Consider the following 16,606-nt stretch of genomic DNA (forward strand, 5'->3'; position numbering starts at 1 on the left):
TCCAAGGAGGTATTATGGAACAAGAACGTGTCGTTTGTCTGGTAGGGCGAGCTAGTATGGTGACAGGAGAATTTTTATTGAAATTACTGTACTTAGCCACTTGTCGAGCCTATGAGATACATACTGATAAAGTTAGCTTACGACAATTTACAGGTCACACTGACTGGAACAAACTTATGGCTACTAGAGGTCGAAAGGAAATCCAGGAACTGTTTGACAATGAAGTCAATTTGAAGGCTTTCAAGGAAGAATTGAAGCATACTGGAGTTGGCTTTGCGACTCGGAAAAATCCTGATGGAACAGTCCAACTATTATATGAATTTAAGAATAAGCAAATTGTTGAGTCAGCTCTATCTAAAGTAGTCAATCGCATCATGCAGCAGCCTGAAGCGACAGCCCAGCGACTGAAGAAAACGGTGAAGCAGATGACTCCCGATGAGAAAATCAAATACTATGGCGATAAGATGCAACGTCACATGGAACGAAGTCGTGAAATTGTGGCATCACAGCAACTCACACAAGGGAAAGGAAGGAGCAAATGAGTATTACAAAAGTTGAGCGCAGGAAGTTTTGGCCCTATGCCCTTATTAGTGTCATCGTTGCCTATGCTTGTCATTGGTTTTTTAGAGTGTATGAGCATTCCCCAGTTGCCGATTCGGTGACCGATCCATTTGGTCTGACACGCCTAGATTGGGTGGGACAAAATTGGTCTTCATTCCCCTGGGTCAATCTGGACTTTAGTGAAAATTCAATGTTAGCAGGATTCTTTGGTTTTCTTGCAGTTATATTGGTTTATATGCGCAGACAGACCCCAGGTGTTTATCGCTACGGTGAGGAACACGGGTCTGCTCGCTACGCAACCCAGGAGGAGATAGATTCTCTAAAAGATGAAAAAGAGGACAACAATATGTTGTTCTCCCAGCGATCAGGCATGGGACTCTTTAATAAGCGGCTTCCGTTTGATAAGCAGATAAATAAAAATGTCCTAGTAATTGGGGGGACAGGGGACTGGAAGACTCGTTCGTTCGTGAAACCGAACGCTCTCCAGCGTAACTCCAGTTATATCTTTACCGATACAAAAGGGGTGTTAATACACGAGTTAGGCAGTTCTTTTGAAAGTGACAATTATCAGATTAAGGTGTTTGATGTCATTACCTTTATGAATTCCAATCGTTTCAATGTCTTTCATTATATGCGCACAGAATTAGATATAGACCGTGTATCTGAAGCGATTGTGACAGCTACCAAGAAGAGCGACCATAGCGGTGAAGATTTCTGGATTCAAGCTCAAACCTTATTGATGAGAGCTTTAATAGGTTATCTGTACTTTGACAGTTCCCTATCAGGGTATGTTGCTAGCTTGCCAATGATGGCCGACCTAGTTCGTAATTTGAAGGAAAAAGATGGTGCGGAGAGTGTTGTTACTATTCTGTTTCAAGAGTTGGAGAATGAATTACCAGATAACTATGCTTGTAAGCAGTGGAGTCTTTTTAATGAGCTATTTAATGGTGAGACTCGAAATAGTGTCTATGCAATGGTGGCAGCCATTGTATCTGTATTCGACCATGACGATGTTCGACGGTTAGTGGAAGATGATAATATGGAGATTGAAACCTGGAATATAAAGAAGACAGCTGTATTTATCAATATACCTGAAGTCAATCCAGCTTATCAGTTCCTAACGTCGTTACTATTTTCGACTATCTTTGAAGTGACCTTTAAGACAGCGGATGATATCCTATTAGGTCGTCGCAACGATGTTTCTTATCCCCTGCATTTACAAATCGAAGGAGACGAGATTGCCCAGGTTGGTAAAATCCCTAACCTCCCTCCAGTCATATCCGTTATTCGCTCCAGAGAAATATCTCTGAAGCTCATGATACAATCACTCAGTCAACTTCAGGAATTGTATGGAGAAAAAAATACTAAGACCATACTCAATAACTGCGGTACAGTTGTCTATTTGGGCTCAAATGATTCCGATACTTTGAAGTGGTTGTCCGAACGCTCAGGAAAAATGACAATCAATGATTGGAATGTGAGTGAGAATAGAGGAAGGAATGGATCCAGCACCCTTCAAAATGCCAAGCTTGGACGTGAATTGTTGACCCCACACGAAGTTGCGACGATTGCTCCTGATGAAGCCTTGGTCTTTATTGCCAAGCATAATGTCTACAGAGATAAGAAATTCGACTTGCTCAAGCATCGACGTGCGACTGAGTTGGCTGAATCTCCCAAGGATAAAAACTGGTACCGTTATGTGCGCCACATGAGCGATATCGATGAGTTTTTGGACGGTGTTAGGCCAAGTAACCAAATTGAAGTGACAGAAGACGATATATAATCTATTGCATAGCACTTGTCAGAAATAGGACAGGTGCTTTTAATTTACAAGAAAGGATGACCTATGAATCAAAAACAACTCAGTCAACGTGACTGGAAAAATCTTAAAAAGGAAGTGGTGGAAGAGTCGGCTGTGAATGTCGGCTATTTTCATGGTATTATGCAGGCACTGCCAGACTATGCTCTAATGGACGCGATTCGCACAATCGCTCTGGATGGTTGGCTGACCGTTAATACAGAAGATAGTACCTTACAAAATATACTGGTTACAGAATCTATTAAGAATTTGAATTATCAGGACTTCAAGGATGTAGCACCTTACCTATTCTCCTACCCACGTGAGCAGCGTGATTTGGATTTGTTGGTGGCTCCAGTGGAAGTATCAAGAGCTTACTTCGAGGAATTAAAGACCAATGCGGAAGAGCTATTTGCGATTAAGCAGGATGTGGAGAGATTGAATCAATCGATTGACAAGAAAATTGAAGAGCTTGAAACGGACCGTCTGCCAAATGGCGACCTGGTGATTGGCTTGGATATGCAACAGGAAGAAGTCTTGTTGCTGAGAGCACCAGACACGGCCCACATTGATGATTGGGAAGTCATAACAGAAGGTTTGATTACAGACTATCGTAGTACACAATCATCTGAAACACAGACCCTAAACTACTTGGTAGGGCTAGACAATCAAGAATTTAAGACCCTTATCCGAAGCGACGTGCTGAATCGAGATGCTATTGACGGTTTTGTCCAGGTGGATAAGGATGTGATTACAGAAGTAGCTCCAGCGACCATTCCTGACTTCCGAACACACAGACAATTCTATCAGTATGCTAAGCAGTTCGCCTCCTTCAGGGAAGAGTATGGGAACAGCTATGCTGAATATGTTGACCTGACCTACGAGCGTGACTATCCAACGAATTTTGGCCTGGACTTCTATAGCCAGTCCATTCTCCAAAGTCGTATTGATGATTTCAACAACCTACTCTCCCAGGAGGGCAAGGAGTTGGTCCTCCATACTGCAATAGGCTACTCGCAGGGAGAAAGCTATGGCTTGGCCTATATTCGCGAGAAGGACAAGGAAACACTCCCCCAGGTATTTGATTATTTGGAACATACCGTAGGAGCCTATTATCGTGGTAGCCTGTCTGAATTAGCAGTCATCAAGTTTGAGAATATTGACATAGAAAAAGGCTTTAATGGGCAGCAAGAGGCAGTCTATCGTATTGATGCAGACGAGCTATATCAGGATAAACTAAAGCGGACCCAAGCCCGTTATCCAGAGTTGCAGCGGTTTGTCTCCCCTGAAGTTGCCCAGAAGCAACAAGAACTAGACAAGGAAGCAACCAAGGAAAGCCCAGGGCGGATGATGTAAGGAGGAGACTATGGCTAAGTTTACAAAAGAAGATGCCAAAGCTATGTCTATACTTGATGTAGCTCAATCTCTAGGCATGGAATTGAAACAAAGGAGCACTCAACAATGGTACTGGGTGGAGCATGATTCTTTTGTTATTGACACAAGAAAAAATATATTTTTCTGGAATGCAAAAGGCTTGGGTGGTGATGCAATCAAGCTGGTTGAGACTATCAAAGAGGTTGATTACAAACAAGCTATGCATTATCTCCGTACAGGTGAATTTCCGAAAGCAGAAATGACCCAGTCAGTCAAAGAGCCGTTTCGCTATGTCTTAGGGCATTTTGAGCAACCCTTCATAGAAGCACGTGATTATCTGAAGGAAGTCAGAGGGCTATCTGATGACACAATCAATTTCTTTGAACAAGCAGGAGTTTTGGCACAAGCTAACAAAAAGGCTGTAGATGACTATCTGGAGCCTGTTATTGTGTTTAAGAGCCTAGACAAACAAAGAAAGGTCATAGGGGCAAGTCTCCAAGGGATAGTGGCGAATAAAGAGCGATACGAAGGGAAAGGTTACCTTAAACAGATAGCCAATAACTCAGACGGTTTAAGTGGCATGAGAGTTGATATTGGTACGCCTAAACGGCTTGTTTTGGCGGAGGCCCCTATTGATCTTATGAGCTATTACGAGGCAAATAAGGACAATCTGAGTGATGTGAGGCTGGTTGCTATGGACGGGTTGAAAGCAGGTACGGTTTCACGTTATACCATGGAACTCCTAGCCGAACTTCAAGGTAAGACTGACTACAAACCAGACTTGAACAAAGTGGGAGAAGCTCTGGAGAAATTGGCTAAGGTCACTACTTTCTTTCAGGATGGAAAGAATAGCGACCTAATCACTCTGGCCGTCGATAACGATAAGGCAGGTCGTGACTTTATTGAGCGGTTGCAAGAAAAAGGTATCCCAGTGCAGACAGATATACCACCTCTTCCAGAAGGAGCTACCAAAATGGATTGGAATGACTATTTGAAAGGCCGAAAAGCAGATATGGTATTAGAGGATAACATCTCACGTGACAATAGTCGCTTGGCTCAAGCAGAAAGAAAGCTAGAGCGGTTGAATGGTGAATTAGTCGAGAAAGCAGATAGAGTATATGCTCATACAAGACAAGCCAATGGGCAGCCTATGAATGATAAGCGTGGTGGAGCATCCTTTTTCCGTAAGCAAGACCAACTAGAGGGAGCAGTATTTACCAAACTTGATGAGATTAAGAAACAAGAAGAGCGAGTTGAGAAACTACGTTACCAACAGGACTTAAAAGAACGAGGATTCAATAAACAAGGCAGTGGTTTGGTAATGAGTGTTGATAATATACCTCGTATTAAAGATGCTATTGAAGCGTTTGAGAAGGGGGAGCCTGGTTTCACGAGGGCTACCATCAACCGTTATCGTAAAGAACTTGTCAAGCTAGAAGCAATGAAGGAGCGACTAGAGGCTACAAGGATAAGTCCAGGAGCTCAGCATCTAATTGATGAGGGGCTAGTTACTCAATGGCAAAAGCAACCGACTCTATATTTTGTCAAAGGATTGCGTAAGGTAGCACTGGAGTTGACAGAGAATGGGGAGTTTCAGACAACCCAAAAGTATCTTGCTAGAGACACAGCTGCAGTTGCAAGAGTTAATGAACTCCTGGAACAACAAACTACTATAAACAATGAAAAGGAGCAAAGCATGGAATTAGAACATGAACCTAGGTTTGAGCTGGAGTTCTCAGAATTGGGAAGACTTGAGCAGCCACTCACTAACTTTGATGAATTGCAAACGTGGATGTTGCAGCAATTCAACTCAGTTTTTGTTGGAGAAGGCTATTTCAAGACCTATTTACAGGTCTATTCATTGGACGAGCAAGGGCAGGAGGTCGCTTCGCAAATCCGCTTTGATGTAGGCCACGGCCAAAGTGATTTCAACCCAAGACGAGAGCATATTCGTGATTATCTGGTTGATAATGGATATATTCATTTGCAAGCCCCTAAGCAGTCTCAGGAGCAGATAGAAGTTATTTTCCATAGTTCTGACGAACCACTACTATCCCGATACTCCTCAGGAGAAATTATCCCATACACAGAGTTTGTTAGCATTCTTTATCCTAAAAATGCCAAACTCTTTAATGAGAACCCTCGCACAGGACCAACTGTTTCCCTTTCGAACGATGGAGGTACTTGGTTCGGACTTAGAACTGCAGATGGGCAGATGTTAGTTGAGCGTTTCCGTTATGATGTAGGATTGGAAGGGGAGTCTATATCTGATCGACTTAACAGAATCCTTTCACCAGCACATTTAGAGCAGATAAGACAGATTGATACAAATTTTGATATTCCGTCTTATGTCGAAGATAAAAATAAAGAACTTGGTATCGAAGTGAAGCTTTATAGAGATAAAGAGCACATAGATACGCTAGATTTTAATGACTTGATTAATCACCCTAACATTGAAGAAATGGCCAATGAACTAGGTCACACCTCGCTCTCGTCCTATCCGGAAGAATTTACTATTGAAATTCTAGATAAACGCTTAAATCAGTCCCAGCTTACTGCATTGCTGGATCAGATTATTGAACTTGGTAAAGAAAAAGATGAATTAAAACAATTCCTGACAGAGCAACTAACAAGCCTTAGTCAGTCTACTCGTCCAGATATTTTTCGTGCTTTAACAGAAAACGAAAGAACCCATATTAGCGAATTTTTTAAAACCCTAATACCCAATGTAACGACGAGCTATGAATTTACTGAAGAAGGAGTAGAGTATCTTTCTTATCGGATTAGGAATATGGAGTTTGCTTCCAGCCACCCAGAATTACGAGAGTTATCCCCTGAGGAACAGTATCAGTCTCTACTTAAGTTTTTTGATAAACACTATGGGAAACCATTCCCGTTGCCAAGCGATCAAACTGTGATGGGGATTGAACTACTGCAAGAAAAATTTGGTTATAACCCCAAATTGCCGTTGGCTGTTTATCGTGATAGCGCTCAGAATATGGATCGAATTGCTGAGAAGGAAGAAGAAGCCTTCCGTTCTACTTTTGATAAGACGATGTTTGCCAAATCACTAGAACTGGTACAAAAGTATTCTCTTCAGGAAGTCATGGAGGGTATTGATATATGGTCTGGTGGAGATGAAGCTCGCTTAGAAGCCCTTAATTCGGACCTTAGAGATATATCTTTACAACCGCTTAAAGATTTCGTCGAAAGGTATATTGACCCTAGTCTCTATTTGAGCCATGGATTTGAGGATAGTCCGCTGGCTAGTCTTTCTTTCCAAGATTTAGCAGATCTCTCTCATGAAAAAGGCTTGTTAGATGTAAATGGTAAGCTAGTTAATCAAAAAGATCATATGGAAAAAGAAAAAGCCCTCGAGCAGAGTCAAGGATATGAAAAAAGCGCTGAGAGTACAAGCGAGGATTTACCGAAATTAAATATCTGGTCCTCTACAAATGAGAATGCTATTTTATCCAATTTGGCAGTTAGTCCAATTTGGATAAGAAACTTTAGATTTGAAAGTGTTGAACATGCATACCAGACGCTCAAATCAAACGGTTTTACATCCGAAGCTCTTACATGGGCAGAGTCAAACAGACAAGCATTTAAGCAAGGAAGAAAAGTTCAGTCGGCATACCAGTTAGGCCCTACAAATAAGTTAACAAGCATCACTTTAATGGAAAAACTTTTGACGGAACGTTTCTTGCAAGATGCTGAATTTAGAGAAGCGCTAATTCAAACAAAAGGATTTACATTAACACATAAGCAGGATAATGGGATTTGGAAGAAAGAATTTCCTAGAATTCTGATGGATCTTCGAGATGGTAAGCTAGTTAATCAAAAAGACCATATGGAAAAAGAAAAAGCCCCTGAGCAAGCTCAGAAGCACTTGATAGATAGGACCAGTATTGGCACGGATTCTTTACAGCTCGAAGCTGAAGGCAGTGTCAAACCTGTATCAAATGATACCTTTGAGCAAACTGTTACCAGTCACCCGACATCATCCTATCCTTTACTCCATTTTAGCACAAATTTTTCAGAAATTCAAAGAAGAGTAGGGAATTATCATCCTGTTACTGAAGCAGATATCAAACGACTGAATCAGTATGCTCCCTCCATTCAGAATACTGCTCAATGGTATTCCAATGAATTGGCAGGCAGTTTTGTCTACTTTGTTTATGCGAGCCAAGGGCAACAAGAAGTATTATCGGTGAATTTTCGCAAAGAGAATTTCGTCCATCTGACGGGTATTCGTCCATTTGAGGAGGGAAAAGGAGCTGCGGACTTCTTAGATGATTTTGTAAGTGGCAGAGGGCACTATGATTCAATACTTGTGAGTAATTCACTCAAACATAAGCTCCAGGCTTTGCCAATGCTATCCGATATTTTAGATCCCAAATCATTTATTCTTGATAATCTGACTAGCGTTGAAAAGTTACATAAGTTAGACATGAGTGAGGCTCTAAAATCTAAAGATGAAGACTTTCTTTTACTCTTTAAGGATGCTGGGGAAGAGAGGATACCAGCCTCGCTTATGAAGATAAAGGGTGACTTGAAAACCAAAGTCGCAGCTGTAGATGAGAAAGTTATACTCGGCATTTATCGTGAGCGTTCTGGGATAATTGATCAACTTTCTATCAACAAAGAATACGTCAAGGACGGAGGGAAAGAGTTTCTGACTATTCTTCAAAATCGTCAACTTGAACCGATAAAGGCAGTGGTCAAAGAGGAAAAATTGGAAGCAAAAACCATAGCTGCTTCGACCGATATTCAGCCAACTCCAACAACAGATGTAGCCCTTCAGTCACTTCTTGATTCCAATGACAGCCAAGCCCTTTTCAATCATTTGAAAGAGGGGATGAAGGAATATGTTAACTCCGACAAGTACAAGCAATTCCTGCAAGCTATAAGTAAATTCCATGACTATTCTATCTACAATGTTCATATGATGCTTAGTCAAAAACCAGATATTAGCCTTGTAGCTTCCTATCGAAAATGGAAGACTGATTTTGATAGACAGGTCCAAAAGGGTGAGAAAGGAATTAAGATTTGGGTGCCAATGACCTTCAAGGAAAAAGACAAAAATGGACAACCAGTCTTAGATGCAGATGGTCAAGAAAAGACCATTACTCGCTTTAAGTTAGGTACAGTATTCGATGTATCACAGACAGCTGGAAAGGAGATACCAAAGCCAGTTTATAACTTGGAAAGTGCTGTTCCAGATTATCAAAATATCTACCGTGCGGCACGTCACGTATCGCAAGAAAATGGTGTCAAAATTTCCTTTCATCCGATTGATTCTGGAGCCAATGGCTACTATCACATTGAGAATAATGAGATAGTCATTGCGGATAAAAAAATGTCTGAAGCACAAATTCTCAAGACCCTCTTTCATGAAATGGCTCACTCGGAATTGCATCATCATAACGACGGCTATAGTCGGAGCGAGCGAGAGTTGCAGGCAGAGAGTATAGCTTACGTAGTCGCAAATCATTATGGAATAGATACAAGTGACTACTCATTTGGCTACCTCCATAACTGGTCGCAAGATAAGCAAGGCTACGAAGACTTAGAGAATCAGTTGAAGGTGGTCCAAGCAGAATCAAAAAGTCTTATCAATCGCATTGATGCATCACTTGAATTAGTCAAAAATAAAACACTGACTACCAATAAACTGCAATCAAAAATTGCTCAAGCAAAGGAAAAATCAGAGCAACAAAAAGAGCAGAAGGCAAGCGAGGTCAGACAGGAACATACAAAAAAGCAACCAGCAGCGAAGGAATTGTAAGCCAACTTTTTACTCGCAAACCGAAAGGAGAACAAACACATGATAGAGAAGATTAGTCAAGAAACAGTCAATGCCTTGACGGATATTTTTTGGATGAACCTTGAAACAGGTCAACCAATTATCCGTCGTGAAAATCAGGAATTGACTCGAAAATATTGCCTCGCAAGATTGCGAGCAGAGGGTGAACAAGTCAAGAAAATTACCCTGGAGTTAGCTCATGATTACCACGAAGCCTACATGGAAATTGAAGAGATGACAGATGCAGACTTTGAAGTTCTGCGACTGGAAATTCTCTCACTAGAACTCTCCTCGTGATAAAAAACTCTCTCGAAGAGAGGGTAAAAAATGTGTCAACATTTTTTACTGGGGGATTGGGGAACTCCCCAAAATCTTAAAAAGAAGTCGGAGGTTGACCTGCATAGGTTGACCTTGACTGACTTTTTAATTTTGAGCATTTGTCAGGACAAATGCTACGCTTGCCAGAAGAAAAGGTAGGGTGGAGCCCTATGTGAAAATGCAGAGATGCTAGGAGGAAAAATCATGGAACAAGAAGCGAAGCGAAGCAGGCCAATAAAGAAGGAATTTTTTGTGGATGAGCAAGAGAATCGCTTTATAAAACAGAAAATGGAGGAAGTTGGTATTGTAAATTTTTCTCAGTTTGCACGTGAGATGTTGATATTTGGAGAGGTGAAAAAGATTGACTTTGACAAACTCAAACAACTGAGATTAGAGATAAATCGGGTTGGTGTCAATGTCAACCAGATTGCGAAGCGAGTGAACGAAAATGGAGATGCCGATAGTGGAGACGTTGCAGAATGTTTGGCACTCTTGCAAGAATTGAAAGAACAGACAAATCGTCTGATTAAAGACCAACTGAAAAGGGGGGTGTAACTAAATGGTGGTTTTGAAAATTGTCCAGATAAAATCTAGTCAATCTCTCGGGCGTAGCGTGAAGTATATCAAAGACGAGGCTAAGACAATTGAAGAGAGCAAACTCCAAGATGTAGCCCGTGCCATGAAGTATATTCAGAATGATGCCAAAACGATTCTGCAATCGGATAATGAACTACGAGATTTTCCGCTGGTAACGGTTAACGGGAAACAGGAATTGCAGTTGGTATCTAGTTACGGTGTGACCGACGTGGTATCAGCGGCAGATGAATTTGATTTGACAAGGATGAATGCCGAAACTCGATTCGGTAAACGTGGTAATGGTGTGGATGTACTCGCTCATCACATCATTCAATCGTTTAGCCCTGAAGATGATTTGACCCCACAAGAGATCCATGAGATTGGTCGTAAAACGGTCTTAGAGTTGACAGGTGGACAACATGAATTTGTCATCGCAACCCACATCGATAAGAACCATATCCATAACCATATCATTTTTAATAATACTAACTCAGTGACCATGAAAAAATTTCGTTGGCAAAAAGGGACAAGAAGGAGCCTTCAAAATATTTCAGACAAACACGCTAGCATTGCTGGAGCCAAAATCATAGATGAGAAGATGAAAAACAGTCGTCGTGAGTACATCGCTTATCGCAAGAAAAATGTCTTTCGTTACGAAATTAAAGATCGCCTGGACTTTTTGCTCAAGCACTCAACATCGCTTGATGATTTTAAGTTAAAAGCAAAGGAGCTGGACTTGATGCTGGATACTTCAGGGAAGGAAGTGCGGTACAAATTGCTAGACAAAGACCAGCAACGTGCTGTTCGTGATCGTACCTTATCCAAGCGAGGAAATTACTCTTTGGAAGGAATTGCTCACTCACTCGAAGGCAATCAGCCAACTTACAGCATAGATAAAATCAACACAGCTTATCAAGAGTATAAGAAAAGTCAGGAAGCTGATTTTGAAATGAGAATTCAGGTCCATAATTGGCAGGTCATGGAAGAAACTTCCAAAGGGATTTATCTAGAGTTAGAACATGGTCTAGCTAATAAAGGCACCGTCCTTATTCCGTCACGTTATGTCGATAAGCTGGAGAACGGTGACTATGAAATCTTTATCCGAAAGAATGACTGGTTTTATTTTACCAATGCCAACGATGCGACTAAGAACAAGGCGATGCGAGGGGAGATAATTGCCAAGCAACTGTCTTATGATAATGGTGAAATTGTCGTCAACAAAAATCCGTACATCAGCAGAATTGACCAGCTGGTCAGAGAGTTTAATTTTCTGTCTGCTCATGGTGTTACAGACGGTACGCAGTTTGAAAATCTATCCAACTCATTCCGTGAACAAGTCCAAGCTACTCAATCAGAGCTAGACAAGTTAGATACACGGTTGGCAGATTTGAACAAGCTCCAGGGGGCATTGCTTGCCCTGGAGGGAGGTCAGCTGCACTACCACGAACTAGCACATCAAATTCTAAAAGATTTGAAGCTAGATCCGACTACTAAGAAGTCAGAGATTGATAAGCTGATCAAAGAAGTGACAATCGAACGTACAGGCTTGCGTGAACGTTTTGACTCAATCGTCTCTAACAGCCAGCAACTTGAGAAGATACAGGATAATATTAAAATACGTGAAAGCAACCCAAAAAAGATATTATAAAAATAACAAAAAAATAATATATTTCTTTACAGCGTAATAAAATAATGTTATAATTATATTGTGATAAAAATAAATTATTGTCATGTTTTATATAACAAAGGAGGATGTAATGAGAATTATTAGTTTTTCAGCGATAAAGGGCGGTGTTGGAAAGACAACCTTAGCATTTAATTACGGGGAATGGCTAGCAAGACAGGGGAAAAATATCCTGTTTATTGACTTGGATCACCAATGTAACCTAACTCAGACTTACAATATATTTGAAACACGTGGGACAGTGGCTGATATTTTCAGAAGAACAGGGGCTGCCCAGATTATCAACGTGAAACCAGGCATCAGTATTATTCCAGGCTATATGCAATTGGATGTGGTTGAACGGGATTTGGAAAACAAGGCCAATAAGGATATGTTGCTGTATATGTGGTTCAGTGATAACTACACAACCTTGTCGCTGAACACGTTTGATTATGTCATTATTGATTGTCACCCTGACTTTGCAACGGCTACAAGGAATGCGGTAGCTGTCAGTCACTCAATTATCAGTCCATTAACTCCAAGCGAGCACGGCTACAATGCAAAGTTCAACATTGAGGAACGTTTAGAAGCATTCCGTGATGAAGTGTTTGACTATACAACCAGAGAGAGCTACATTACGGCCAAACTCTATTTCGTGGCCAATATGATAGCACATAATAAAAACTCATCTAGGGATTTACTTGAGAAACTAGAGGGAGATAGTCGCTGGATTGCCAGCGTTCCCAACAAAGAACTCTTCAATAAGTCAACACTGGAGAAGAAACCTATCTCAGATATGAAACAAGTTCCAGATATTTTCCAAGCACACAAGAAATTTTTTGAAGATATTGAAATGACATTCCAAAATATTTCTGATATAATATAATCATGTTAAGATGATAACAAAAACATAACAATATTAAGTCAAGGGAGAATATCATGGCATTTGATGAAGGAAATCGAGAAAATATCTACAAGGCTTTGGACTTTGGCAATCAACAAGGGACTTTTCCAGATGTACAATTACCTACACGTACGGAACACGAAAAAGTTTCATTGAATGCCTCGATTGATAGAGAAAATAAAGAGAAACTGATACGTATGGCTGAACGTCAAGGGTATGGGAAATCAACATCTGCATTTCTAAATGATTGGATCGCAAGCGTTAAAGAATAAATTATAGATATATTTATAATATATTTAAAACATATTATAAAAGACTATGTCCTAGGAAGCTACGAAGGCTTCCTAGGGCTTTTTCTTTTTTTCAAAAACGAATAAAATAGTATGATGAATACTTTTGTGATTGATGAACGAGAATTAGTAGCAGAATTTCGGGTGAATACCCAGGAGCAATTCCTGAAATATATTGAGCAGTACGAAGCTTATATAGCACCAATCATGAGGGCTAACGGCTATCGGCGGATTAACCAAGCAGAACGGACAGTCTTATTCACCTTTGGGGAGGTTACCTTCTCCAGAAGCCGTTGGACCAATGGCAAACGTACTCGAATACCACTTGATGAGAAACTGGGTTTAAAAAAGCATATCCGATTTTCCAAAGAGTTGCTTTATTATGTTTCAAAGTTGTCAACTATGTTATCCTATCGACAAGTAGGAATAGTGATTGAAACCTGCCTTGGATTCCACGTGACTAAAGACACTGTACTTAAGGCTATCAAGGAAGCAGGAGAATTGCTCAAACAAAGAGAAGAATGTCATATAAATAAGCCAAGTAACGAACTTCAAAAGATAAAGAGTAAGTTCATCTATGTTGAGGGTGACGGGGTTATGGTTAAATGCACAGAAAAGGCAGACGAGCGTAGGAATCGGGAATTATCCCATTTTGTAGTCCATACAGGTCGAAAGCAGATTAGTCCCAACAGGTATATGCTCGAAAACAAAAAAGAGATTGTCCATATCAATTACAATCAAGCTAAGGATGACTTGTTGGACTATCTCTATAATCATTTTGAAATAACACCAGAAACTGTTCTAATTACAAACTCGGATAATGGTAAAGGCTATACAAGACGCATCTTCCTTGAGATAGCCAAGGCTCTTGGAATAAAAAGGCATGAACACTTTTGGGATGCTTACCATGTGGACGAGAAAATTAGGACTATCCTTAAAAATTATCCTGAAGAATTGACGGATAGGCTACTGGCTGCCAAATACTCTCATAACAAGTCAGATGCAGAAGTTGTATTTGATACGTGTGAAGCTATGGCTGAGAATGAGGAGGAAGTGGCTAAACTTCTGCATTTTAAGTATAAGTTTTTGAAGAGATTTAGTCAGACTAAGTCTGCTGCATTAAGAGGACTACCAACACATTCTTTAGGTATTATGGAATCACAGCATAGGAAACTAACCTACCGGATGAAGAAGAGGGGGATGTACTGGTCAGAAAACGGAGCTTGTACTATGGCTCGAATGATACTACTAGATCGACTAGAGGATTTACGTGACTTATTTTTTGGAGAGTGGCAGAACTATAGTTATGGTAGAGGGATGTCGGGTGGAGAGGTAAAAAAATTACTGCCTAATGAAACAGATCATAGTTTATTAAAAATTTTTAAGCAACCGAAAAAAGGTCAACTACGAGGGCTTATGAAGTTAAACCGAACACGCTAAAAGTAGAGCATTTTTAGTGTTTTTTGGCATATTCTCGATTGCATTATCATTAATAATGTGCTATAATGATTGTATCAAAAATCAAAAAAGGTGTAGGAACGGGAATTCCTACACCACCGATTAAGACAAGTGGGCCTTGCTTAATCAGCCATAGCTTATTGTAGCATAAAGAAAACAATATCGTCAAGGCTGATACAAGGAAAAAACACTTGTATCGGCTTTTTTTGAAAAAAATTGGTAGTGAGAAATCTCTGTCAACGCTTGTATTATAAGAGGTATTGGCAAATCTCAAAAATTTAGACACATACTTAGAATGAAAAAATATTGACAAATGAGTTGAATCATAGTAAAATGATAAAGACTTTGAAATTGAGGGGAGTGAAAAAAATGTCAAAAACAGTAGTACGCAAGAACGAATCACTTGATGATGCTCTTCGTCGTTTCAAACGTGCGGTTACTAAAGCTGGTACTCTTCAAGAAACACGCAAACGCGAATTCTACGAAAAACCATCTGTAAAACGTAAACGTAAATCAGAAGCAGCTCGCAAGCGTAAAAAATTCTAATTGAATTTGAAAATGGCCGAAAGGCTGTTTTTTGTTTACTTTTTACAACAGGTGACATATAATAGGGATATAGAATTTTGTCCAGGTGAAAAGGAGTAAAGAGATGAGTATCTTAGTTACTGGTGGTGCAGGTTATATTGGTAGTCATACGGTTGTCGAATTGTTAAATTTAGGTAAAGAAGTGGTTATCGTGGATAATCTTTCAAACTCAAGTATTTTGGTTTTAGACCGCATTGAAACCATCACTGGCAAGCGCCCAACTTTCTATGAGTTGGATGTGGCAGATAAGGAAGCCTTGCGCCAAGTTTTTGAAAATGAAAACATTGAGGCAGCCATTCACTTTGCTGGCTACAAGGCAGTCGGTGAGTCCGTAGCTAAGCCAATTATGTACTATGAAAACAATATCATGTCAACCCTAGCTTTGGTAGAAGTCATGGCAGAATTTGGTGTTAAGAAAATTGTCTTCTCCTCAAGTGCAACTGTTTATGGTCTCAATAATCCATCACCTTTGGTTGAAACTATGCCAACTAGCGCAACGAATCCGTACGGCTATACCAAAGTTATGTTGGAACAAATCTTGCGTGATGTGGAAGTAGCAGATAAGGAGTGGAGTATTGCATTGCTCCGTTATTTCAATCCAATTGGTGCCCATGAATCTGGCTTGATTGGGGAAGATCCGGCTGGTATTCCTAATAATTTGATGCCGTTTATTGCACAGGTAGCCGTTGGTAAACGTGAGGAGCTCAGCGTTTTTGGTAACGATTATGATACAGTTGATGGTACTGGAGTGCGTGATTATATCCATGTGATTGATTTGGCACTTGGTCATATTAAGGCGCTTGAAAAAATTTCAACTACTACAGGTGTACATACTTACAATCTTGGTTCAGGTCAAGGAACAAGTGTATTGGAGTTGGTCAAAGCCTTTGAAAAGGTAAATGGCGTTCCAGTACACTATAAACTTGTTGACCGTCGTCCAGGTGATGTGGCAACCTGTTACGCCAACGCAGACAAGGCTTGGAAAGAGTTAAATTGGAAAACAGAAAAAACAATTGAAGACATGTGTCAAGATACGTGGAACTGGCAATCGAAAAATCCAAATGGATACGAAGGATAATAAAAGATGTGAGTGGAGGCTCACATCTTATTTTTGTAATTATGGAAAAGAAAAACAGGTATGGAGACTGATATACTCCCCTTATAGTGGACAGTGAAAAAACAAAAATTTTCACTAGAAACTATAAAGGGAGTTTTATTATGTCCAAAAGAAGTCCAAAGTCTGTCTCTGAGAAACTAGAAATTGTTCTACTCT

At 40.3% G+C, this 16,606-nt stretch carries 12 protein-coding genes; all 12 read left to right on the top strand.

Annotated features, from left to right (window positions below; all coding sequences use genetic code 11):
* The first annotated feature begins 14 nt into the window (after positions 1-14).
* Positions 15-542: a DUF3801 domain-containing protein gene (locus ODU50_RS08440; protein WP_024418062.1), complete on the top strand. Its 528-nt coding sequence runs from the start codon at positions 15-17 to the stop codon at positions 540-542.
* Complete coding sequence (locus ODU50_RS08445; RefSeq protein ID WP_105122048.1) at positions 539-2,344, top strand: VirD4-like conjugal transfer protein, CD1115 family; 1,806 nt, start codon at positions 539-541, stop codon at positions 2,342-2,344. The genes ODU50_RS08440 and ODU50_RS08445 overlap by 4 nt, the downstream gene beginning before the upstream one ends.
* Positions 2,345-2,407: 63 nt before the next feature.
* Complete coding sequence (locus tag ODU50_RS08450; RefSeq protein ID WP_105153418.1) at positions 2,408-3,715, top strand: hypothetical protein; 1,308 nt, start codon at positions 2,408-2,410, stop codon at positions 3,713-3,715.
* A gap of 10 nt (positions 3,716-3,725) precedes the next feature.
* Complete coding sequence (locus ODU50_RS08455) at positions 3,726-9,521, top strand: PBECR4 domain-containing protein (protein WP_238600019.1); 5,796 nt, start codon at positions 3,726-3,728, stop codon at positions 9,519-9,521.
* A 39-nt stretch (positions 9,522-9,560) separates the two neighbouring features.
* Positions 9,561-9,836 (top strand): hypothetical protein, encoded by a 276-nt coding sequence (locus ODU50_RS08460; RefSeq protein WP_024412554.1) that lies wholly within the window; start codon positions 9,561-9,563, stop codon positions 9,834-9,836.
* Positions 9,837-10,061: 225 nt separating this feature from the next.
* Entirely contained in the window at positions 10,062-10,412 is a 351-nt protein-coding gene (locus tag ODU50_RS08465) for a plasmid mobilization protein (protein ID WP_024412555.1), read from the top strand.
* A 4-nt stretch (positions 10,413-10,416) separates the two neighbouring features.
* Positions 10,417-12,081, top strand: coding sequence for a helical hairpin domain-containing protein (locus ODU50_RS08470; protein WP_105122050.1), 1,665 nt, complete (start codon positions 10,417-10,419; stop codon positions 12,079-12,081).
* Positions 12,082-12,190: 109 nt separating this feature from the next.
* Positions 12,191-12,982, top strand: coding sequence for a ParA family protein (locus ODU50_RS08475; RefSeq protein ID WP_105122051.1), 792 nt, complete (start codon positions 12,191-12,193; stop codon positions 12,980-12,982).
* Positions 12,983-13,035: 53 nt separating this feature from the next.
* Positions 13,036-13,272 carry a hypothetical protein gene (locus ODU50_RS08480; protein ID WP_024418056.1) on the top strand — a complete coding sequence of 79 codons (237 nt, stop codon included), beginning with the start codon at positions 13,036-13,038 and terminating at the stop codon, positions 13,270-13,272.
* Positions 13,273-13,386: 114 nt separating this feature from the next.
* Positions 13,387-14,730, top strand: coding sequence for an ISLre2 family transposase (locus ODU50_RS08485; protein WP_024418055.1), 1,344 nt, complete (start codon positions 13,387-13,389; stop codon positions 14,728-14,730).
* A 387-nt stretch (positions 14,731-15,117) separates the two neighbouring features.
* Entirely contained in the window at positions 15,118-15,294 is a 177-nt protein-coding gene (gene rpsU, locus ODU50_RS08490) for a 30S ribosomal protein S21 (RefSeq protein WP_000048054.1), read from the top strand.
* A 103-nt stretch (positions 15,295-15,397) separates the two neighbouring features.
* Complete coding sequence (galE, locus tag ODU50_RS08495; RefSeq protein ID WP_044755311.1) at positions 15,398-16,411, top strand: UDP-glucose 4-epimerase GalE; 1,014 nt, start codon at positions 15,398-15,400, stop codon at positions 16,409-16,411.
* Positions 16,412-16,606: the final 195 nt, after the last annotated feature.

This window comes from Streptococcus sp. 2020WUSS084, assembly GCF_044427445.1.
In the GTDB taxonomy this organism is placed as follows: Bacteria; Bacillota; Bacilli; order Lactobacillales; family Streptococcaceae; genus Streptococcus; species Streptococcus suis.